The organism is Flavicella marina (assembly GCF_009193215.1).
Taxonomy (GTDB): domain Bacteria; phylum Bacteroidota; class Bacteroidia; order Flavobacteriales; family Flavobacteriaceae; genus Flavicella; species Flavicella marina.
Map to the genome: position 1 here is coordinate 331,649 of NZ_VYVA01000004.1, position 22,968 is coordinate 354,616.

Genomic DNA, 22,968 nt, shown 5'->3' on the forward strand with positions numbered 1-22,968 from the left:
CAAATGACAGTAGAAGAATTTAGAAATGATTATATCTTAGGTTTTGGATACGATAAAAAAAGTAAAACCAAAAAGTTTAGATTGGTTGTATTGTATCGTGAAACGATGAATATTGCAAACGAAGTTTTAGAAAATGATAACAATACCTGTTTCAAACAGTTTTTAGAAGGCAAAGACATCAACAAAGCCATACTGAAATTTAAAACGGATGCAATCGAAGAAATACTTGTACATCATAAAGTTGACAACTACAATCTCTCTGAATCAGAAATAAACAAATATTTTGAGTAAGCACAACCACGAACATCACGATCATGAACATCACCATCACGATGATGGAAAAATTATGACAATAAAAGAGTACCATCAATCTAATTTGATGCTCTTTAACATAAAAGAATTACTAACAACCGACACTGCTGTCTGTACATTAACTTCTATAGATAGATTTACGTTTTTAGCAAACGGAGTAGAACACCATGAATGCAAAGTATCGATACTAGATGATTATTACAAAGAACTTGTGAAAAGAAATCTGATTGCTCATTTTTTTGATAAAATAGAAATTGAGCCTTTTGATGCCTTAGATGCAAGTATTGATGTTGATTTTCTTTTTGAATAAGCACACCTTTTTTATTTAAAATTATTCTAAATAGATTCTTTAAATAAAATGCTGCTTCGTAAATTTGCAGTATGGAGTACAAAGAAATTATCGCTTTTCTTAATGATGGTTTACAACTAGTAATTAACTATTTAACCTCACCTGGTAAAAGAACGTATTTTCTATATTTAATAAGTTCATTACTACTGGCTGCGTACGTTTTTTATCGAAGTAACAGAAAAGGTTCTTTTCTAAATTACATTTTAAATAAAAAAGTTTGGTTGAGTAAATCTGCCTTTGTTGATTATTCGCTGATTATTTTTAATAGTTTTTTCAAACTTGCTTTAATAGCACCGTTTTTACTATTCGGGTTGAAGCTTGCATTCAATACAAATGACTTTTTATTGAGTCATTTTGGTTATGCCAGCTTTAGTTTATCTACTGCACAAACACTCATTTTATACACAATTAGTCTTTCCGTGTTGAATGATTTTATGACCTATGTAGTACATCTCATTTTTCATAAAGTTCCTTTTTTATGGGAGTTTCATAAAATTCATCATTCAGCAACGAGTATGAATCCATTTACACAGTACAGATTGCATCCGATTGAATTGTTAGCCAATAATATAAAAGGTATACTTGTATTTGGAGTAACTACAGGTATCTTTGATTATTTATCTGATCATCAAATAAGTAAATGGACCTTTTTAGGAGTCAATGTTTTTAGTTTTGCCTTTTATGCTTGGGGAGCTAACTTAAGACATTCTCATGTTCGTTTAAAGTTTTTCAACTTTTTAGAATATATATTTATAAGTCCTGTTCAGCATCAGGTTCATCATAGTGACAACCCAAAACATTTCGATAAAAACCTAGGATCAAGATTGGCTATTTGGGATTGGATGTTTGGAACACTCATTCGTTCAAACCAGGTAGAAAAAGTTACATTCGGTCTAGGTAAAGAAGACAATAAAAACTACAACTCTTTTCTAAAAAACTTATGGATGCCGTTTAAAAACATCTATAAACTACTATTTGAACGTAAGTCAAAAGTATTGTGAAATAAAAAAGTACCCTTCGACAAGCTCAGGGTACTTTTTGAAATATTTTTTTAAAAAAAATTAATTATTCTCTCAAAGATTTTACCCACGAAATCAACAATTCTTTGTCTTCTTGAGAAAGTTTTGCCTCACCGTGTACAATGGTATAAGATTCTAAAGGCATTTCACCTTCTTCTACTTCTTCATAAAACTCTTCTAATTTATGGTCAGCTTTTTTATCTGAATAATCCGCCCATTTAGAAAAATTCAAATGCTCTTTTCCTTCTTCAATATGATGACCAACCCACCAAGAAACAGGAGCTACATTCGTATACCAAGGATAATTTGTTTGGTTTGAATGACAATCGTAACAAGAAGTTTTAATAATTTCTGCAACTTTTGCAGGTGGTTGCGTTACACTAATAAAATCTTTAGTGGTATCGACCGGTGTTGTAGTTTTATCAATCGTAAAAAACTGAATGATTACCAATAAAGCAACGATAACTTTTAAAATGTTTTTCTTGTTAAATTTCATATTTACTTTTTTTAAAGTTTAAATTCAAATGTAAAATAATAGCCTCGAGGATCTGATGTAATAATACCAGGCCCCGGGTATCCAGTAGCTCTACGAGTAAAATAAGAATTATTCAATAAGTTGGTTACTCCGGTTTCCACACGTATTTTTTTGTAAACATACGAAAAAGAAAGGTCCAAAATATCATATGCAGGTATTGCACCTTCTACCGAAGTTGCATTGTTCGGATTATAAGGAGCATTGGTAACATCTGTATATTGCTCTGAAAGATAGGTATATTGAACACCGACCATAAAGTTTTTATATCCAAAATTTGTTCCTGTTTTTAAATTTACCAAAGGCACAAATTCTACCTTTTTCCCCTCAACTCCATTCAATTCAGACTTATAGTATTGAGAATTCGTAAACGCTGTGTTTATAAATACATTATTCTTTATCTGCTTGTAATTTTCCCAAAAGATATTTTTCAAATTAAAATCGAACAATGATTCAACCCCATAAATGAAAGCATCTCCAATATTCGAGCGCTCCCAACCCACACGATCTGTAAAATTAGTTCCTATTTTCCCTAAGTATAACAATCCGAAAACACTGGCATCGTACGACAAGTTCTTTCCGACTTTTCCACGAACCCCAACATCACTGGTATACCCTTTTTCATCGGTAATATCTTCTGATACGACGAAAGAAGGACTTGTAGTTCGGATATCACTAAATGTAACCGAACGGTAGTTTTGAGATACATTTCCGTACAATTCAAAATAATTGTCGGGCTTATAGCTCGCCCCTATACCCAATAAAAATATATTCCTATTAAAACTTCTATTATCTGGAACGAACTCGCTAATTGTATTGTCGAGATATTCTCCTTCAGAAGTTGTTTTGATATATTCAAATCGAAATCCTGGAGTAATCGAAAAACTATCTGAAATATTAAATATATTTTCTCCGAAAACGGCTGTATTAAAATTTGGATAGTTAAAACTAGATTGATTTGGATATTCTGGATATCTGTCTGAGTAAAAGTTAAAATCAGCATCAGTTCCTTTACTTCCAGGACCTTGTTGAGAGGTATTATTTGCATTGTAAATTTTCGTACCAATTAAGAATACAGATTCTCTGTCATTGATATCATAATGCGTTAACAATCGAGCTTCGGCTCCCCAGTTTCTAAATTGCCCAACTAATAAATCACGTTCATGAATAAAGTTTCCTTCATTGTCTTGCTCATCAACATCTAAAAAAGGATTTGGCTCAGAAAAATTATAATTTGCAATGAATCCAATAGCTTTTCTACTTGCATTCAATCCAAAAACGTTCAGACTTAACTCTGTTTTAGATGTAAGTTTGTGCTCTAATTTTAAAGCCAATAAATTCCAATTTACAGCAAACCAGTTTCGTGTTCTGTTGCTTTGTCTTGGATCTTCTAAAAATTGTACATCTGACAAACCTCCAGACTGTTTGGCTAAATATTCTAAATAAGTAGATTCAAACGAAATTTTAGTTTTTTTATTGAATCGATATTCTAAATGTGCAAACGCATTGTGCGAGTCAAAATTTGAATTTTCACGGTATCCATCACCACGTTTGAAATTATAATATGCGTAATAACTAAATTTTCCTATACTACCGTTTACACTCGTAAAATTAGTATACAAGCCAAAAGAACCCACCGTATTCCTAGACACCAATTCTATTTCTTTGTTGATTTGAGGTTCTTTTAGTTTAAAATTAATCAAACCACCAAATTGGGTACCGTACTGCAAAGATGCCGCACCTCGAATCACCTGTATTTCAGATAGAGCTTCGTTTGCCGGAGTATAATAACTTTCAGGATAACCTAATACATCAGCGCTAATATCATACCCATTCTGACGCGTATTAAAATTTGCAGTTCTATTTGGGTCTAATCCTCTACCTCCTACACTCAATTGCAAACCTCCATCACCAGCGTCAAAAATATTCATCCCTACAACTTGAGACATGACTTGTCGGGCATTGTTAGTAGCCAATCCTCCGATCACCTGTTCCACCAAAACTACTTCGGTCTTTTTACCTGCATAAATTGCAGTACCTTCAACAGGTTTCAATCTTTTTAGGTTAAAAATTTCTTTTTTATGATTGTCTAGCTCTACTTCGCTCAATACCTCGCCAAGAGGAGTCATCTTAAAAATTATTTCTTTATTGTTTGACGAGATCTCTACTTGTGTCTCTAAAATTGCATACTCATATGAAAAAATGACAAAATATGTTTTCCCCTCATGCATACTTTCTATTTCAATACTTCCCTCTGCATCTGTAACTCCTAATTCTTTTCCAGACGACAATAAAACTTGGGCCAAAGCAATCGGCTGATTTGTTTCGATATCTTTTACAGATACACGAATCTTATTTAATATTTTTTGAGCTGACAAGTGCTGTATTGACAGAGCAACACAGATGAAATAAATAAAAGGTATGAATTTGAATTTCATAAATATATTTTGCAAAAAAAGTTCAAAAATTAAAATTTTTGAACTTTAGATAAATTGTATTTTTAAGAGAACTAATCACCATCTGAATCGTTATAATCGGCTTTGATACCCAATGCGGAAATCATATTGGTTTTTAAAACTTCAATAATACTATGAATTCTGTCTCTCGTGATTTTATACTTCGTACGATCAGATTGAATTCCCATGTAAAAATCGTCATCCAATGTTTCTGCTTGTGCGATTGCGGCATCGTATCTATCGTTGATTACAACACTTAAAAGTTTACCTCCTGCTTCGATTTGCAATTCATCCAAATACGATTTTAAACTTTCTCCTTCTTCTTCAGTATTAAAAAACTTCCCATTGAATAAATCTTGTGAAGCTTTGATAGAAGCAATCAATAATTCTTTTGAAACATTTTGTTTATAAAGCGCCTCTACTTTTTCTGGAGCTATCATTGGTGGCTGACCAAAAAAATCAATTGGAATTCCAATTTTAGCAGCTCTTGTAACCTTTTCTAAATTGAAAATCATATCATTTGTCAATTTATCTACTGAAGCCGTAGAAGACGAACAGTCATTGGCTATAAAAATACCTCGATAAGTTCCTTTCCAATCTGTTTGTACGGAAATCGCCATTGATTTCAATCTTGAAACAACATCTGATAAATACGCTTTATAGTTCGTCGCATTTGGGTCTGAACTATATTTCACTACTATATCGGCATCTGTCGCTGCTATACCATTCAACAAATAATCTAAAGCAGGCAACCCTTGTGCGGCTATATTTGTTGAAAGTTCTAAATTATAATTCCCAGAAGAAATATTACTTTCTACCAAAGTAGCTTCCAATGGATAGGTGTTCGTATAATCTCGAAGTCTCGAAATTTCGGCTTGTCCAATCTCGTAAATTGAAACATTTTGCCAAGTAGTGTAAACTGCTAACCAATCAGCTCGTAATGTTTCTAACTTTTGAATATCTGGACTTGCTATAAACGCATTAGATGTAGCTTCTAAATCCATTAATTCGCTTACATATAGATCATAAGATGGAATGATAATATTATCCGCCCAATTCGTCAATAAAGCACCTCTATCAAAAGAGTCTTTCGTACAATCTTCCATAGCTCCTTCTGTTTTACAAGAAACCAAAAAAACTACTAAAACCAGGGTGTAAATAACATGTTTCATCTCAAAAATATTTTTCTCTAAGAGTTTGCAAATTTAAGGAAAGTGATTGTCTTAATAGTTAAAGACAATCACTTTTATTTTATATAATTTTTTATATCTAATTAATCTGCAGCTTGCGCTGTAGTAAAGTCAAATTTTGCAGAAATAGTATCAGAAACTTCATCTAAAACAGTTCCATCAGTTAAGTCCCAAAATCCATTTCCTGCTTCTAATTTAGCAATCAAAGAATTTACTTCAGAAGCACTTAAATAAGGAGCATCCGTCTCTGGATTTCTTGTGAATTGTAAGCTATATACAAAACCGTATCCTTCAGATAAATCATGAAATGCTCCACCGAAATCTTGTGCCGCTAAAGCGTTTTTACCAGCTTGTAAATAGTACACAGCTCTAACACCAATTACTTTTGAAATCTGGTACTGCAATACTGTAACCGCATCTTTTAACACATCGTAATCTTGAGCTACAACCGCTGCTCTACCAATTCTAAATGCTTTAAAAATCTGCTCTTGAATTCCTGAAAAATCAGTATCTGACTCAACTCTAGTGATATACTTGAATAAAAATGAATCGCTTTCGTAACTAATTGGGCTTTCAAAATCTACTGATGGATCTCCATATACATACCCAAAAGCTTCATCATAGTGGTGCTCATATTTCGTATAGTTTTTCCCTTCTTCTAAAGTTTCTGCATCATTTTTAGAAATATAGTCTTCGTTATTGATTCTAGTAGTACCTAAATAGTTGTTCAATACTTGATCAACGATTAAAGCCCCTATAGAACCTTTTGCAAAAGCTTGATTGTATTCTAATCCTTTCCCATTCACATAACGTGTGCTGCTTCCATCAGCAATCATTCCAGCATTACCTTCAGTAGCAGTATTGTCTTTGTTAGGAACGACATCAGCTACTTGACTCGCTATATACGCTGAAAATACGGCTTGAATAGCTTCTTTTGCAACAGCATCACTTCCAAACAAATCGTCAGAAGCTGCAATTTTACTCTTTACATTTTTAGATGATGCATTCAATCCTAAACTACCAGCATCAATAAAATCATTATTTCCTGCCTCGTGTGCAAAAGCAGCCTCTATTTCAGCTGTAGTTTTCCCTGAAGTAACAGAGAAATAGCTCAAAATTTCTTTGTTCATCGCCAATCTCTGTGATTGTCCAGAAAAACTTACAGTAGTTTCATTATTTCTTTCAAAAACATACGTTGATGGTACATTGAAATCATACTCAATATCATTTACGTTTGTGATGACTCCTGTATCTCCATTTCCATCTCCTAAATCATTACCATCATCTTTACAAGCTGTAAACAATAATACCATTCCAGCTAAAATTCCTGCCTTGATTAAATTCTTTTGCATTTCTTTTTATTTAGATTTATTACAAATAGTTAATTTTCTTGCCGCAAAGATACACAAGAATGCGATTTAACAAAACTTATTTAGAATAAATTAAAATAAAGATTTAAAATATTTTATTATAAAATAGCTCTATTTCGTTTTCAAGCTTAATTATGAACACTTTAACCTCTTTATTTGAGTGATATACCCCTTAAATTATATTCGAATAAAATTGAACTTTCACCAACCAAACTAAAATCAAACCAACATGAAAAAAACAAAACAAAGAGTATTGCTCATTGCTGTCATGCTATTAATGAAAGTTCAAACAACTCATTCTCAAACCTCTACATTATATGAAGATTGGGTAAACCATCAATATGATGGAACTTCGACTCTTCCAACATTTTCATATGCTGGATATGCCTATGGCGACAAATCAATACCAACAATTGCTGAATTAACCTCTGATGGAGCAAAAATATTTTTAGTCGCAGCAGATGGTAATGACATGATCGATGACAAATTAAAAATTCGAGAAGCAATTACCGCGGCTGAGAATTATATAAAAGAAAATCCGCAAAATAAAGCCATTGTAAAATTCCCACCCGGTAAGTTTTATGTAAACACAACAACAGATAACAGCTCTATCATTTCTATAACTGAAAACAATATTGTGATACAAGGAAGCGGATCTGGAATAGGTGGAACTGAATTGATTCATTCTCAATATTTAGAGTCTACCAATGGAGCAGATTACAATTGCCCATATTTGTTTCAATTTAAATCAGATGACTTTTGGTTTTCTTCTCAAAAGAAAATTGCTACTGTCACGGGTTCTGCCAAATTAAATTCCTTTTCAATTGAAATTTCACAAAGTGATATCGATGCAAACCATGCTGAATTACAAATCGGGGAATGGATATCCCTAAGAACCATTGATAATTTAGCTTTAGTTACAGAAGATTTGAGTCCGAAAACTGTAGACAATATATACGAAGACGATTTTGATTTAAGTATCAAGAAAAAGGGGTCTAGCTCGATTGAATATCACAAAATCAAAGACATTCAAGGCAACAAACTTATTTTTCATGAACCTATATTAAAACCAGTTTCAGGAAACGATTGGGGTATTTATAGTTTCAACGAACTTAAAGAAGTTGGCATTCAAGACTTGAAGTACACTGGTGGTTTTACCTCTAAACACATGCATCATAGCACATCAAGTAAAACATTAATTGATTTAGGAGAAACTGTTAACACTGCAAACAGAAAAAAATATTCCTACCTCGGAACTTCTGGTTGGAGCGGGATCGAATTTAACGGAGTTGTAAATGGATGGATAAAAAATGTAGTATTCTCACAAATGTCACAATGTGTACTTTTTAAAAATTCTGCAAATTGTACAGCTATCAACAACGAATACACAGGAGATTACCCTGGTCACAATTTCATAACAGCTGCAAGTTCTACTAAATGTTTGATCGCCTTAAATGAAGACAATTCAACGGGGAACAACATCGCTGTTGACAATGCTGACTCTGGCAGCATATTTTTCCGAAATAATGGTAAAGGAATTTGGCATGGAGCTGGTGTTAGTAAACAATCCATAGGAAATGTAATATACAGAAATACACATCCTATGGATGGACATACAGGAATGGAAATGCATGCCAGTCAACCCAGAGCGAATTTATTCGACAATTGTAAAGGAGGTATATTCTTTCACGCAGGAGGAAATGAAACCGAAGTCCCCAATCATTTAAAAAAATTGGTCTTATGGAATTTTGAAGGTACAGGTAATGATGCTGGACGGGGTGAAACAGGAGCTATTGATTTCTGGGTGAACAATGAAAGATACAATACAATGGCAATTCAGCCGATACTAGTAGGAACCAAAGGAATCACTTTTTCCGATCCAGATGACTGTGAAATCATTGAATCCAATGGAACGAAAGTTACTCACGCTATTATAGGAGATAAAAACCACAACATTGAGTCAATTTACGAAGCGCAATTAGCATATCGACGAAACAATAATTTACCCGAATGGATGTATGACTCCTTAGATCATTTAGAAAACCAGGAATACTTAGAGGATTTTGAATTGTCTGAGGCTGATGACTCATGGGGAGGCACACTAATCGGAAGAAATAATGTTACTTGGAGCTTAACCGACACTAAAAAAACAAGTGGTACCTATGTAAATGGTAGCAAATGTATTTACATACAATCCCTGAATAAACCGAATAACCAAATAGAATCTTCTTCTATTGAAGGTGGTATCAGCAGTCTATCTATAGATTGTAAATCGCTGTGGGGAACTCAAAATAATACTCGAAAAATTTTGGTAATGATTAACGATAAAATTATTGATACCTTGACTTTTGAAAATGAAGCTACCTTGAATATTAACTCCTTACAGGTTTTTGGTGATTTTACATTAAAATTAAAAAATATTTCAGACCCAAATAACACGATAGCAATAGATAATATAAAATGGACCAATTATTCAGGATTTACAAAAAACGAAACACCTCCTTCAAATATCAACAACCTGAATGCTATAAAAACTACTACCGATAGCAGTATTTTGATTTGGACACCTTCATATGACGACTCAAACATCGTGACTTATGATGTATTTGAATTAAATAATGCTTCGCCAATTGCTACTACGTCAAGTACTTCATATCACTTAACAAACCTATCAGAAAACACGCAACACACCTATTTTATTCAAGCAAAAGATAACAACGGAAATAAATCAGCAAAAAGGGAAATCAAATTCAAAACAGAACAAGAATTCTTAGAAAAATTTGACGATTCACCAGCCGACAATAGTTGGAATGGAACTATCTCAGGAATAGAAAGTATTGTTTGGAGCTTACAGGATGTAAAAAAGACTAGCGGAAAATACATTGATAATAGCAAATGCGTTTATATGTCTGGCTTAAGTAAACCTAACAATAGCATTGAGTCAAGTACGATTATTGGCGGTATCAGTTTTCTTTCAATCGATTGTAAAAGTCTATGGAAAAATATCGGTGGAGAAAGAAAAATTCAAATAAGTATCTTACAAAATAACAACACTGTAAAAGATACCGTGATGAGCTTTTCTGGTACAGCGAGTACAAATCTAGTCTTCGATAACATAAACATTTCAGGAGATTTCAATCTGCATATTAAAAATGTCTCTTCAGCTACGGATAGTAACACCATGGCAATTGACAATATAAAATGGAGAACCTATTCTGCAAATCAAAATATATCACCATTAGCAAAAACCTTAAGCCTTCTTAAACAAAGTACTTACGAAAAAAACACACTTGAAGTGTATCCTAATCCATTTTCAAATAAAATTTGGATCAAAACGAATAAGCATTTTGAAAAAATATTACTGCTAAATAATTTCGGGCAATTAATACAAATTGAGCCCACCAGCTATGACAATTTACTTTTGTTTGATTTTTCTTCAAATAATATATCTTCAGGCATATATTACCTGAAGCTATTCTCGGATGATGAAATTATCACAAAAAAAATAATCAAGTTGTAATAAATCAAAAAGCCTAACATCCTGTTAGGCTTTTTTTAAATAAAAACTTCTAACGAAGCATTATATGCACTTTCAAAACTCATTGGTTTTGTATGAGTTATAATATTTTTAGAAGTAAAGTATGACAAAAGTTTTTCAGTAGGCATATTTCCTATTAATTCATCTTTCGCCATTGGACACCCTCCAAATCCCTTAATGGCACCGTCAAATCGTCTACATCCTGCTAAGAATGCAGTATCAATTTTATCGAACCATGAGTCGTATGTAGTATGTAAATGCGCTCCAAATTCAATTTCTGAATAAGCAGGAATTAAATTTTCGAATAAATATGTTATCGTATCAGGTGTTGCGCTTCCAATAGTATCAGATAACGATAAAATTTTCACTCCCATTTGAGACAATCTTTCCGTCCATTTTGCAACTACCTCAACAGACCAAGGATCTCCATATGGATTTCCGAACCCCATAGACAAATAGGTCACTACTTCTTTATTAGAATTTGCAGCAATAGATATGATTTCTTCTAAAACTTTAACTGATTCATTGATCGTTTTGTGCGTATTACGCATCTGAAAATTTTCAGAAATAGAAAATGGAAACCCTAGATAAGATATTTCTTCGAAACTTGCCGCTTGCATCGCACCTCTTGTATTGGCAACTATGGCCAGCAATTTACTTTCAGTATCTTGTAAGTCTAATAATGACAAAACTTCAGCTGTATCTCTCATTTGCGGAATCGCTTTTGGAGACACAAAACTTCCGAAATCAATCGTATCAAAACCAACATTTAACAAAGCGTTGATGTAGTTGGCTTTTTTATTAGTGGGTATAAACTCTTTTATCCCCTGCATCGCATCACGAGGACATTCAATAATTTTTACCTTATTATTAGTTTCAGTAATCAAAAGCTTTGAGAAATTTAAATCCAAACAAATATAACCAACGTATTCTAGAGTTAGAACCTTCTTAAACCAAAAAAATCTAGCTGATGCTAGATTTTAGGACAACGTTTACAGTTGGTTTTTCCACTTTTTTTATATTTTTTACAACACTTGTTCTTTTTCTTCTTACCACAAGAAGTTGCACAATCTCCGCTAATAACACAAGGAGAAATCAATACTGGCCCCATATAAATTGTTCTTATTTAGAATAAATAAAGACAAAAGTATAAAATATTTTTCTAGTAGCCAGTATTTTAACAAAAATAATTATTCGGTAGCAGTTGCAATCGTATTGATATCTCTATCAAATAAGTAATGTCCGGTTTTATCGCTTCCAATAATATTAAGTTTGTCTAGCAGCGTTCTAGCTGTAGATTCTTCTTCTAATTGCTCAGTAACATACCATTGCATAAAGTTATGAACGTTGTAATCTTTTAATTGTAAACATTCAAAAATAACCTTGTTAATTTGTTCAGTTACAAACATTTCACTTTTGAGAAAATGTTCGAAAAGCGCATTGAGGTTTTCAAATCTATCCAATGGTTTATCTAATTGAGGAATTGTAACTTCTCCTCCTCTTTCATTGACAAACTTGACCAATTTCGTCATGTGTGCTTTTTCTTCTTCAGATTGTGCATAGAAAAAATCTGCTACACCACTAAATCCTTTATTATCTGCCCAAGAAGCCATTGCTAAGTACTGCATAGAAGCGCTTGCTTCGTATTTTATTTGATCATTTAATAGATCTTGAATCTTTGTTTTCATCTTAAATAATTTTAAATCCAAGATATAAAAGAAAGTTCAAAAAAATAAATATTAAAATTCTTTTTTTTTGATTAAGAATTTAAAATTGCTTTGTTGATTTTTTTAATCAAACTTGGTCCCTCATATATAAACCCTGTGTAAATCTGAACCAAATCAGCGCCAGCTTTGATTTTATCTAATGCATCAGTAGCAGAATGAATTCCCCCTACTCCAATAATTGGAAAAGCTTTATTCGATTTATCTGCTAAATATTTTATTGTTGCGGTACTTCTTTCAGCAATTGGTTTACCGCTCAAACCTCCGTTACCAATTGTGTCGAGCTGTTCATCCGTTGCTTTCAACCCCTCTCTATTCGTAGATGTGTTGGATGCAATTACTCCGTCAATCTTAGTTTCTGCCACCAAGTCAACAATTTCATCCAATTGACGATCATTTAAATCTGGTGCAATTTTTAACAAGATTGGTTTTTGAATGGCTTCTTTATTATTCAAATCTTGTACAGCTTCAATTAATTCAATCAAATAATCTTTGTCTTGTAATTTAGCATGACTTCCTACATTTGGACAGCTTACATTTAACACAAAATAATCTACATATGGATGTAAACCTTTAAATACTTCACAATAATCTTGCGTGTATTGCTCCGTCGGAATATCTGTATTCTTACCAAGATTTCCACCGATGATCAGTTTGCCTTTGTTCTTTTTAAGGTTTTCAATAGCTGCTTCTAATCCTTCATTATTGAACCCCATTCTATTGATAATTCCTTGATCATCTTTCAAACGAAACAATCTCTTTTTAGGATTTCCTGCTTGTCCCTTAGGAGTTACAGTACCTATCTCAATAAAACCAAAACCGAAATCCGCCAACTCATTATACAATACTGCATTTTTATCAAATCCAGCAGCTAATCCAACTGGGTTCTTAAATTTCAAACCAAACAATTCTCTTTCTAAACGTACATCGTTTACCTGAAACATTCCTTTTATCAATGCAGATATTCCAGGGATTTTTGAAATATTTTTTATCACAGAAAATGTAAAGTAATGTACTTTTTCTGGGTCGAATTGAAAAAGTATAGGTCGTATAATCGATTTGTACATAGATAACTTCTTTAGAAGATTTCTTAATTATTTTAAGAACGCTGCAAATTTACGAAATAACCATCAGAGAGCCAATTTTCAAAACACTTGATGTCTTTCAATATTTAATCATCTGAAACTTCGCTACACAAAGAACCAAAACCTGGGAGACAACGTCTTTTTAAATTTTAATACCAATGGCTTCACATAAAAAAACGTACCCTGAGTCAAGCTCAGGGTACGTTTTTTTTTAAAAGACTTATGATATATTATCTCAAACTAGCTTCTACATTCTTTTCAAATGTTGCTTGTAGTTTTTGCATTATTTTGTCGATTTGCTTATCGTTCAATGTTTTCTGCTCGTCTTGTAATAAGAAACTCACCGCATACGATTTTTTATTGGCAGGAAGTTTATTACCTTCATAAACATCAAATAAATCAACTTCTTTCAATAATTTTCTTTCTGATTGAAAGGCTAAATTGTAAATCTCGCCAAAAGTCACCGTACTATCAACTAACAACGATAAATCTCTTTTCACAGCTGGGAATTTTGGCAATGCTTTTACCTTGACCCCTTTTTTGCTAGAAATTTTCAAAACATTATCCCAGTTAAAATCAACATAGATAACCTCTTGTTTGATTCCAAAAGATTTTAAAATAGTTTGTTTTACAATTCCAACATCAGCCAATTTAATTTTTCCAAGACTCAAAGTAATTCCTTCAGAAAAAACATCATTTTTAGTAGGAGTCGTTTTTAATGCAGTTGCCCCTAACCTAGCCAAAACAGAATTTACTACACCTTTAACATAAAAGAAATCAGATGTTTTATTCGTTTTCAACCAAGAATCTTGTGTTCTATTTCCGGTAACAAAAAGTGATAAATGCTTTAACTCTTCGTATTTATCTTCAAATTTGTGATATGTTTTTCCGAATTCGAAAAACTGCAATGCGTTGTTTTTTCTATTGATATTGTATGCAACAGACTCTAAACCACTAAACAATAATGATTGACGCATCACTGCCAAATCATTGCTCAAAGGGTTTAACATTTCTACATTGTTGTCTGGGTTTAAATTTTCTGAATGCTCTATATATGAAGCTTTGGTAAGCGAATTAGACATGATTTCGTGAAAACCAAGCCCATTCAACTGATTCCCAACAATATTTTCAACTTTCACTCCATTGAAATCTGAAAATGAAATTGAAGTATTTAGTTTATGTGAAAATTGGATGTTATTATACCCATATACGCGTAAAATTTCTTCAATCAAATCAGCCTCTCGTTGCACATCTACTCTATATGCAGGTACTGTTAAACCTAATCCACCTTCCGTTTCACTATTTATTTTAATCTCTAATGAAGCCAAAATATTTTTTATCGTTTCATTTGGTAATTTTTCACCAATCAAACGTGCAGCATTTTCGTATGAAAGTAACAACTCAAAATCCTCAATTTTTGTAGGATATAAATCGTCAATATCAGAAGAAATAGTACCACCTGCAATTTCAGTAATCAACAAGGCTGCTCTTTTCAAAGCATATTTTGTGAAATTCGGATCTATCCCTCTTTCAAATCGGAAAGAAGCATCTGTGTTTAAGGCATGTCTTTTGGCAGATTTTCTAACAGAAACCGGATTAAAATATGCACTTTCTAAAAAGATAGAAGTTGTATTTTCTGATACTCCAGAATCTTCTCCTCCGAATACACCTGCGATACACAATGGATTAGAATCTCCATCACAAATCATTAAATCTTCGTTATGCAACTCTCTTTCTACACCGTCTAAAGTTGTAAACTTGGTTCCTTGTTCTAAGGTTTTAACCAAAATTTTATTCCCCTTAACTTTCATTGCATCAAAAGCATGCAAAGGTTGTCCCAATTCATGTAGCACATAGTTTGTTATATCAACTACATTGTTGATCGGACTTAACCCGATCGCATTCAATCTAGATTTTATCCAATCTGGAGACTCGCCTACTTTTACATCTGTTATTGTAACACCGCAATATCTAGGAGCCAATTCTTTGTTTTCAACTTCAATATCGAATTTTAATTTCCTTTCATCTACATGAAAATTACTAACAGAAGGAGAGATTAACTCTAAAGAAACACCTTGTTGTATCAAGCCTGCTCTTAAATCTCGTGCAGTACCATAATGACTCATGGCATCTGCTCGGTTCGGAGTTAATCCGATTTCAAAAACCTCATCAATTTCAATATCAAAAACTTCAGCAGCAGGAGTTCCCGGTTTTAAAGCATCATCTAGAACCAAAATTCCATCATGACCTTTACCAAGTCCTAACTCATCTTCAGCACATATCATCCCTAGACTTAATTCTCCACGAATTTTCCCTTTCTTTATTTTAAATCCTTCACCTTTGTCATCGTACAAAACTGTTCCCACAGTAGCAACTGGTACTTTTTGACCTGCGGCTACATTCGGTGCTCCACAAACTATTTGAACGGGTTCCTCTTTTCCAATATTTACAGTTGTTACACTTAATTTATCGGCATTGGGATGTTTTTCACAAGTTAAAACTTCTCCAACAACAACCCCTTCTAAACTACCTTTGATAGATTCTATTCTGTCAATTCCTTCAACCTCTAATCCTAAATCAGTAAGTAATTCTCCAGTTTTTACAGCTTCCCAATCAATTTTTAAAAATTGTTTTAGCCAATTGTATGATATTTTCATTCTTGTGAAATAAAGTTCTTAAATAGGCGGCAAATATACGGAAAGCATTAAAAATATAACAGGAACTCTTATTTAAAATTAAGGGTAATTATTAATGACATGTTTTGCCTAATTCGATTTCTATAAGGGATAAAATAAGATAGTTTGTATCTTCGCAAAAAAAACGATGACCATTATTAAATTATTTAGAACAATCAGCATTGCAGAGGGAATCTCTTTGCTATTATTATTCGGTATTGCGATGCCAGTAAAATATATTTTAGACAAGCCTCTTTTGGTAGAGATTGTAGGTATGGCACATGGACTTTTATTTATTGCTTATATTTTTTTCGCAGTTTATTATAAGTTTAAAGTAAAATGGAAGTTTAAAGATTTTTTCTTCATATGCTTTGCATCTGTGCTTCCGTTTGGTACATTTTATATCGACAAAAAATATTTATCAGATATCAACGCATAAAAAAAGCCGCTGTTCAGCGGCTTTTTTATGCGATTTAAAATTTTAGAAAACCAACTTAACATCTAAGTCAAACTCATTGTCAATTGCTTTGTCTTTTAAATTGTCGAAAAAACTTGAAGAACCATACTTGATTCCGAATTTTGTTCTGTCGATTTCTACATCAGTCTTAGCAGTATTCCCCTCAATTTCTATTTCGAAAGAAATTTTTTCAGTGATTCCTTTGATCGTTATTTCTCCCTCAACATCGTATTCATTATCATCATCTTTTGAGACTTTTGTAAATACTAATTTTGCAGTTTTATAATTCGCTACTCCAAAAAAGTCATCACTTTTTAAATGACCTTCCAATTTGTTTTTATAATCTCCTGTTAAATCAGTTACAGTAATTGTCTCCATATCAACGATTACTGTTCCTCCTACTAACTTGTCTTTTTTGAACTCTAAAAAACCTTCTTTAATCTTTATAGTTCCTTCATGCTTTCCCGTTACTTTTTCACCAACCCAGTGAATTGCACTTTCTGATGCTTTGATTTCTTTTTTTTCTGTTTTAATAGCACTAAATGACATCGCCAAAACCGCTATAATTGCTACTGCTGTTGATTTTAAAATTCTTGTTTTCATAATTGTTATTTATTATTTGTTCTTAATTTATTTAATAATATGTTTAATTGATTCGCTTCATGTTCTGTTAAACTTTCTGTTACTTTTTGTTCATGGGTTTTTATTGGTTCATCAATTGTAGCCAATAAATCTAATCCTTCAGGGGTTATTGTAATTTCAATTTTTCTTCTGTTGGTTTCACAAGCTACTCTATTTACAAATCCTTTTATCCTTAATTTTTCAATAAGCCGTGTTGTATTACTCATTCGAGAAATCATATGCAGTTGTATGTCTTGCAAATTTATTGGCTTTCCTTTCTGCCCCCTTAAAATTCGTAAAACATTGAATTGTTGTGATGTCAAATCATACAGCTTAAAAAATTCAGATGATTTCTCATTCACCCAATTGCCCGTATACATTAAATTCAATATTACTTTCGTAAAAGAATTCAGTTTACTCTCTTGATTTAATTGTTTTTCGACTAACATTTGTATATACAACTATTGTTTAGACAACAAATATACAATAATATTATATTCAAAAAGAAAAAACCATTAAATACTTGTACATACAAGTTTAAAACTCAAAATAATTAACAAATGTTAATCATCGTATTGTATCTTTGTAATGTAATTGATAATTGTATGCCATGAGTAATTTATGCAACTGTCCACATTGTAGTTCAAAGGAAAGAAGAATTTCTACCCAGCTAAGCTTTTTTAATAAGGTTTTGCCATGTACTACTGTGTATCGTTGCTTAGATTGTGGCTCTCAGTACATCACGTGCTCAGTGCTTAAAAAAAGATTTTTAGTACAGAAACGATTCTTTTACGAAAACCATTATTGGAATAATGCCGACATAGAATAACAAGCATATAACAACATAACCAACTTTAACCACTTAAATAAATAAAAAACAAAAAAAATAGAGCAGTAAATTTTGCACAGAAACAATCATGAGTAAACATTGTCCAACTTGTAATTCTAGATACAGAAAGCGATCTACAAAACTATCCATATTTAAAATGATTTTACCCTGCACAAGGGTGTATCGTTGCATGTGTTGTTTTAATCTTTATTTACACTGTGAAGTTTTCAGAGTAAACGTTCCTCTTAATATTTTTAGAGCGTCGAAAATATTTTCGTCAGGTAATAATTCATAAGTTATTATTACATTTATATTTTATCGAAATTTATGCGCTCTGTGAAACAAATAGTTTTTTTTGTTCTAAACATTATTCTGTTGGTGAACTGTTTTTCTCAAACAACTTCTAAAAACAAACCAACACACCAGCCTACTATTGAAGATAAAATTGAAGCACTTCAACAAAATTTAATTGAAGCATCAAACGACAGTCTTAAAACCAACGCGCTTATTGCATTGGGAGAATATCATCTAAATCGAGATTTTTCTAAAGTAAATGATTATTTAAAAACTGCGCTGAAGTTAGCTTCAAAAACGAACAATCAATATCAAATCGCAACGATATATGCAGATCTTGGAATTATGTATCGAAGAAAATCTGACTATACTGAAGCTATTGATTATTACTTAAAGTCAAAATCGATTTTCAATAGATTAAACGATTCTGTCAATGTGTCTGCCCTAAACCATAATTTGGGCGTACTTTATCGATTTCTAAATGATTACGAGACATCTATAAAACACTACAAAGATGCTATTGACATAAGACTCAAACTAAAAGACAAAAAAAATGATTTAGCCATCAGTTACAACATGCTTGGGGTGAGTTACAGAAAGTCTAACCAATTGGACTCTGCTTTGTATTTTTATAAAAAAGCGAAAACTATATTCAAAGAATTAAAAAACGAAGCAAATATCTACCGTGTAAATGGAAATTTGGCTGTTCTTTATAGCCGACAGAATAACTCGGACAAAAGTCTACTATTAAATAAACAAAACCTAGAGTACTATTCTAGAACCAAAAATGAAGCGTCAATGTGTACGACTCTATACAATATTAGCGTCGAATATTTCAAAAAACAAAATTACGATCTTGCTTTATCATACTGCGATAGACTGATTGAAATTGCGAAAAAGTCTCAGTTCAAAGACAGGTTAAAAATAGCTTACAAAAAAAAATCTGAAATTTTAGAATTCAAAAACGATTATAAAAACGCTTACAAAAACTATATCCTTTATAAAAAATACTCCGATTCTATATTAGACAAAGAGGGAATAAAAAAAATAAAAGCTCTAGAATTAACTTACAAATTTGATCAAGAAAAACTAAGAGATAGTTTAAGATATGAAAAACAAAAGCAAATTTCAGAATCACAAATACACCAATTAACTTCGAAAAATAAAACCATCACCTTTTGGTTGATATTTGGTAGTTTAGGATTAATTTCAATTTTTTGGATTCTATTTTTGTACAAAAAAAACGAGTACTCGAAAAGAAAACAATCTCTTCAACGTATTTATTCACAAAACTTGATCGAAGCTCAAGAAAATGAAAAGACTAAAATCGCGAGAGATTTGCATGATAGTGTTGGGCAAAAATTGATGTTATTGACCAGGAACATCAAGTCACTTAATGATAAAAATTTAGAAAAACTAGCTACCAGTACTTTGTCGGAATTAAGGTCAATTTCTAGAGAACTACATCCTGAAAGCATCGAAAATATTGGGCTGACTACCGCTATCAAAACTCTTGTAAATGAGTTTGACCAACATACAGAGCATTTTTTCACTATGAGCATTGAGGATGTCGATACCTATTGTGATACCAACATGGGGATACATATCTTTAGAATCATACAAGAATCTATTGCCAACAGCATCAAACATTCAAAATCTACTGCTATCTCTTTAAAAATTCGAAAAATTGAAAATCTCATTTATATCAAAATTGAAGACAACGGTACTGGATTTGATATCACCTCTGAGCTGAACAAAAAAAACAGCCTTGGTCTAAAAACTATGCTAGAAAGAACTAAAATCCTGAATGGAAAATTTCATATAAAAAATAAAAAACCATCGGGCACTCAAACAACAATATCAATTCCATGTCAAAAATAAATTCTAAAAAAGATATTTCCATTGTTGTGGCAGATGATCACCCATTACTTTTAAATGGTTTGGTTCATGAGTTGCATTCTCATAATTATACGCATGTACACAAAGCTACTAATGGAAAGAATGCATTAAAACTGATCTTATCCATCGAACCGAATATCGCTATGTTGGATATTCACATGCCTGAGCTAAATGGATTTGAGGTGATAGAACAAGCAAGAAAAAAAGGTTGTAAAACTAATTTTATAATTCTTTCATTCCACAAACAATCAGAATATCTAGAAAAAGCTAAATCACTAAATATAAATGGATATTTACTAAAAGAAGACGATTTCGAAGAAATTGAAAAATGCATAAATTCTATTGAAAACAATGTTTTTTATTTGAGCAAATCTTTAGATACAAGTCAAAATGAAAATTTACCAAATGATTTGATTTTAGTGGAAAAACTTACAACTTCTGAAAAAAAAATATTAAAATTGGTAACCAAGCAATTCTCTAATGCAGAAATTTCAGACTATTTATCAATATCAGTTCGAACAGTTGAAAAGCATAGAAGCAATATCATTCAAAAACTTGAATTAGTAGGTGGTACAAATTCTCTGACAAACTGGGCTCTAACTAACAAAAACTCAATAGACTTACTTTAAAAATACGTGGTAGCACGTATTTTAGGCCGTCCTCGATTTCTCTAACTTTGCATTATTAACAAATGTTAATTTAAGCAATAAAAATGTCCATAGAGAAAAAAATAAAATCAACAATTGTTCTTGATATTGATACAAAAACGGTTATCAATTTAATGCATATTGGAAGCTGGGTAAATGAAAAAAATGTTACTTTTTTCAAACAGTTTGGTTTATCGTCTCAACAGTACAATATATTACGAATACTTAGAGGTCAAAAAGGAAGACCGATAAATTTAACCGACATCCATGAAAGAATGATCTCAAAAATGAGCAACACAACACGTTTGATCGACAAGCTTATTCTAAAAGGTTTTGTAACTAGAAGGACAGATAAGAAAAATAAAAGAAGAGTAGAAATCCGAATTACAAAAAAAGGTCTAAACTTATTAGAGCAAATTGACCTACAAATCACAGGACATACAGAATCTATTACAAAACATTTAAATTACAAAGAGTCACTCATTTTAAATGAATTGATTGATAAACTTAGAGGAGAATAACATAACAAATCCTACCCTATTTAGATCATTGTCTCAACGATACAATACGCTCTAAAAAATCTCCAACATAATAAGCAACCAAAGCTGCTACCGCCCCCATAAGAACCGTTGACAACACACTATAAAATCGATTTTTATTATTCACCACTCCTTTCAAATAGCCAATCAGACCAAAAGAAAAGAATGTGAGTGTGGTAGACCATATCATCAAGTCTCCCTTAAACTCCATAAACATATCTAAAACATAAACCAACAGCGGAATAAACCCCAGAATTAAAAACGAAACGAAGGTTATCAATCCAATTTTAAAAGGTGACTTGTTTTCTTCCACCATACCAAGCTCATCTTTCATCATAACATCAACCCATCGATCTTTGTCAGCTGTTATTGTATCAACTACTTGTTCTAACAATTCACCCTTAAAACCTTTGGCAGCATAAATTTCTCGCACCTCTTGTTTTTCTTTTTCAGGAATATTTTCTACTTCCCAATATTCAATTGCTTTATGTTTCTCATAATTATCAACATCTGATTTTGATGATAAATAGGCACCTATTGACATCGCAAAACCATCGGCAAACAGGTTTGCAAAACCTAAAATAATTATCACATTAGAATCTAACCCAGCACCTACAGCTCCAGCTACTACAGCAAATGTAGTGACACTACCATCGATACCACCATAAACAAACTCTGCCAAATATTCTTGAAATTTTTGTACAAAAACACTTGATTCTCCATGTATTTTACTTTCCTCAATAGCTTGACTCATATATTATTTTAAAATTGACACACCGTTTAAATCTGTTGTTAACACATCAGACATATAATCGAAAAAAGGCCTCAGACCTAAATACGATTCGTTTAATTTTTCCCTAAAATCACTTGCTACTACTTCTTTATCAGAAAATTTTCGAGTAACCAAAAAAGACTTTTTCTTAATCAAATCAATATTCGGATGATTTTTATCAAAACCTCTTGGCGCCGATTTCACCTCATCCCCTTCTAGTTTCCCAAATAATTTTTGAAAATTTTCAGAAGCAATGATTTCTCGAATCTCTGTAGCATCTGTTTCAAATTCTTTTCTTATTCTAAGCAAGTCCGCTGGGTTTGGCTGAAAAAAACCTCCTGCCATCATCGTTTCTCCCGGTGCTATTTTCAAATAATATCCTCCTCGTAAACTTTCTGTAGCTCTTGAAAAACTAACACTTCTATACCAATTATAAGGTGTTTTATCTTTTGAAAAGCGTACATCACGATAGATTCTAAAAATTTTCATTTTTTCAATCGTATCATTTTTATTTAAATCTTCTAAAACACCAGTATAAAATGCTTTTAGTTTTGCTTCTTCCTCTTTAAACTCACTTTTATGTATATCAAACCATTCTCGATTGTTATTCTCTTTCAGTTTTTGCAAAAATTCTAAACTAGATTTAGATACTTGTATCAT

General features: G+C 32.1%; 20 protein-coding genes. 8 read left to right on the top strand and 12 right to left on the bottom strand.

Features of this window, described 5'->3' with window-relative positions; translation table 11 throughout:
• Positions 1-3 precede the first annotated feature (3 nt).
• From F6P99_RS10595 to F6P99_RS10605, 3 genes are all read left to right on the top strand, one after another.
• On the top strand, positions 4-291 hold the full coding sequence (locus F6P99_RS10595; protein ID WP_152287451.1) for a hypothetical protein: 288 nt from the start codon (positions 4-6) through the stop codon (positions 289-291).
• Positions 284-622 (top strand): hypothetical protein, encoded by a 339-nt coding sequence (locus F6P99_RS10600; RefSeq protein ID WP_152287452.1) that lies wholly within the window; start codon positions 284-286, stop codon positions 620-622. The genes F6P99_RS10595 and F6P99_RS10600 overlap by 8 nt, the downstream gene beginning before the upstream one ends.
• Before the next feature lie 71 nt (positions 623-693).
• The gene (locus tag F6P99_RS10605; RefSeq protein ID WP_152287453.1) at positions 694-1,662 is read left to right on the top strand and encodes a sterol desaturase family protein; all 969 of its coding nucleotides are present in this window, start codon (positions 694-696) and stop codon (positions 1,660-1,662) included.
• A 64-nt stretch (positions 1,663-1,726) separates the two neighbouring features.
• Here F6P99_RS10605 and F6P99_RS10610 read toward each other — a convergent pair whose 3' ends face one another.
• The 4 genes from F6P99_RS10610 to F6P99_RS10625 all read right to left on the bottom strand — a co-directional run bounded on the left by F6P99_RS10610 (position 1,727) and on the right by F6P99_RS10625 (position 7,210).
• The gene (locus tag F6P99_RS10610) at positions 1,727-2,176 is read right to left on the bottom strand and encodes a heme-binding domain-containing protein (protein WP_152287454.1); all 450 of its coding nucleotides are present in this window, start codon (positions 2,174-2,176) and stop codon (positions 1,727-1,729) included.
• 11 nt (positions 2,177-2,187) lie between these two features.
• A complete protein-coding gene (locus F6P99_RS10615; RefSeq protein ID WP_152287455.1) occupies positions 2,188-4,650 on the bottom strand; it encodes a TonB-dependent receptor domain-containing protein in 2,463 nt (820 codons plus the stop codon).
• Between the two features lie 71 nt (positions 4,651-4,721).
• Positions 4,722-5,840: an imelysin family protein gene (locus F6P99_RS10620; protein ID WP_152287456.1), complete on the bottom strand. Its 1,119-nt coding sequence runs from the start codon at positions 5,838-5,840 to the stop codon at positions 4,722-4,724.
• Positions 5,841-5,941: 101 nt separating this feature from the next.
• Positions 5,942-7,210 (bottom strand): DUF4856 domain-containing protein, encoded by a 1,269-nt coding sequence (locus tag F6P99_RS10625; protein WP_152287457.1) that lies wholly within the window; start codon positions 7,208-7,210, stop codon positions 5,942-5,944.
• A gap of 247 nt (positions 7,211-7,457) precedes the next feature.
• Here F6P99_RS10625 and F6P99_RS10630 point away from each other — a divergent pair, with 247 nt between their 5' ends.
• A complete protein-coding gene (locus tag F6P99_RS10630; protein ID WP_152287458.1) occupies positions 7,458-10,748 on the top strand; it encodes a DUF4955 domain-containing protein in 3,291 nt (1,096 codons plus the stop codon).
• Positions 10,749-10,783: 35 nt separating this feature from the next.
• Here the strand turns inward: F6P99_RS10630 and F6P99_RS10635 are convergent, their stop codons facing one another.
• The 4 genes from F6P99_RS10635 to pheT all read right to left on the bottom strand — a co-directional run bounded on the left by F6P99_RS10635 (position 10,784) and on the right by pheT (position 16,232).
• Complete coding sequence (locus F6P99_RS10635) at positions 10,784-11,599, bottom strand: beta/alpha barrel domain-containing protein (protein WP_152287495.1); 816 nt, start codon at positions 11,597-11,599, stop codon at positions 10,784-10,786.
• Positions 11,600-11,956: 357 nt separating this feature from the next.
• Positions 11,957-12,454, bottom strand: coding sequence for a ferritin (locus F6P99_RS10640; RefSeq protein ID WP_152287459.1), 498 nt, complete (start codon positions 12,452-12,454; stop codon positions 11,957-11,959).
• 71 nt (positions 12,455-12,525) lie between these two features.
• Positions 12,526-13,557: a quinone-dependent dihydroorotate dehydrogenase gene (locus F6P99_RS10645; protein WP_152287460.1), complete on the bottom strand. Its 1,032-nt coding sequence runs from the start codon at positions 13,555-13,557 to the stop codon at positions 12,526-12,528.
• A gap of 248 nt (positions 13,558-13,805) precedes the next feature.
• Complete coding sequence (gene pheT, locus F6P99_RS10650) at positions 13,806-16,232, bottom strand: phenylalanine--tRNA ligase subunit beta (protein ID WP_152287461.1); 2,427 nt, start codon at positions 16,230-16,232, stop codon at positions 13,806-13,808.
• 166 nt (positions 16,233-16,398) lie between these two features.
• Between pheT and F6P99_RS10655 the strand changes: the two genes are divergently transcribed.
• Positions 16,399-16,689 (top strand): DUF3817 domain-containing protein, encoded by a 291-nt coding sequence (locus F6P99_RS10655; RefSeq protein ID WP_317162584.1) that lies wholly within the window; start codon positions 16,399-16,401, stop codon positions 16,687-16,689.
• A gap of 42 nt (positions 16,690-16,731) precedes the next feature.
• Here F6P99_RS10655 and F6P99_RS10660 read toward each other — a convergent pair whose 3' ends face one another.
• Both F6P99_RS10660 and F6P99_RS10665 read right to left on the bottom strand, forming a co-directional pair.
• A complete protein-coding gene (locus tag F6P99_RS10660) occupies positions 16,732-17,310 on the bottom strand; it encodes a YceI family protein (RefSeq protein ID WP_152287462.1) in 579 nt (192 codons plus the stop codon).
• A 5-nt stretch (positions 17,311-17,315) separates the two neighbouring features.
• The gene (locus tag F6P99_RS10665) at positions 17,316-17,777 is read right to left on the bottom strand and encodes a MarR family winged helix-turn-helix transcriptional regulator (RefSeq protein WP_152287463.1); all 462 of its coding nucleotides are present in this window, start codon (positions 17,775-17,777) and stop codon (positions 17,316-17,318) included.
• A 758-nt stretch (positions 17,778-18,535) separates the two neighbouring features.
• Here F6P99_RS10665 and F6P99_RS10670 point away from each other — a divergent pair.
• From F6P99_RS10670 to F6P99_RS10680, 3 genes are all read left to right on the top strand, one after another.
• Complete coding sequence (locus F6P99_RS10670; protein ID WP_226913061.1) at positions 18,536-20,332, top strand: tetratricopeptide repeat-containing sensor histidine kinase; 1,797 nt, start codon at positions 18,536-18,538, stop codon at positions 20,330-20,332.
• Positions 20,320-20,979 (top strand): response regulator, encoded by a 660-nt coding sequence (locus F6P99_RS10675; protein WP_152287465.1) that lies wholly within the window; start codon positions 20,320-20,322, stop codon positions 20,977-20,979. The genes F6P99_RS10670 and F6P99_RS10675 overlap by 13 nt, the downstream gene beginning before the upstream one ends.
• Positions 20,980-21,062: 83 nt before the next feature.
• The gene (locus tag F6P99_RS10680) at positions 21,063-21,518 is read left to right on the top strand and encodes a MarR family winged helix-turn-helix transcriptional regulator (RefSeq protein ID WP_152287466.1); all 456 of its coding nucleotides are present in this window, start codon (positions 21,063-21,065) and stop codon (positions 21,516-21,518) included.
• Positions 21,519-21,543: 25 nt separating this feature from the next.
• On the opposite strand, the gene F6P99_RS10685 is transcribed toward F6P99_RS10680, so the two are convergent.
• Positions 21,544-22,290 (bottom strand): VIT1/CCC1 transporter family protein, encoded by a 747-nt coding sequence (locus tag F6P99_RS10685; RefSeq protein WP_152287467.1) that lies wholly within the window; start codon positions 22,288-22,290, stop codon positions 21,544-21,546.
• A gap of 3 nt (positions 22,291-22,293) precedes the next feature.
• A complete protein-coding gene (locus F6P99_RS10690; RefSeq protein ID WP_152287468.1) occupies positions 22,294-22,968 on the bottom strand; it encodes a DUF2461 domain-containing protein in 675 nt (224 codons plus the stop codon).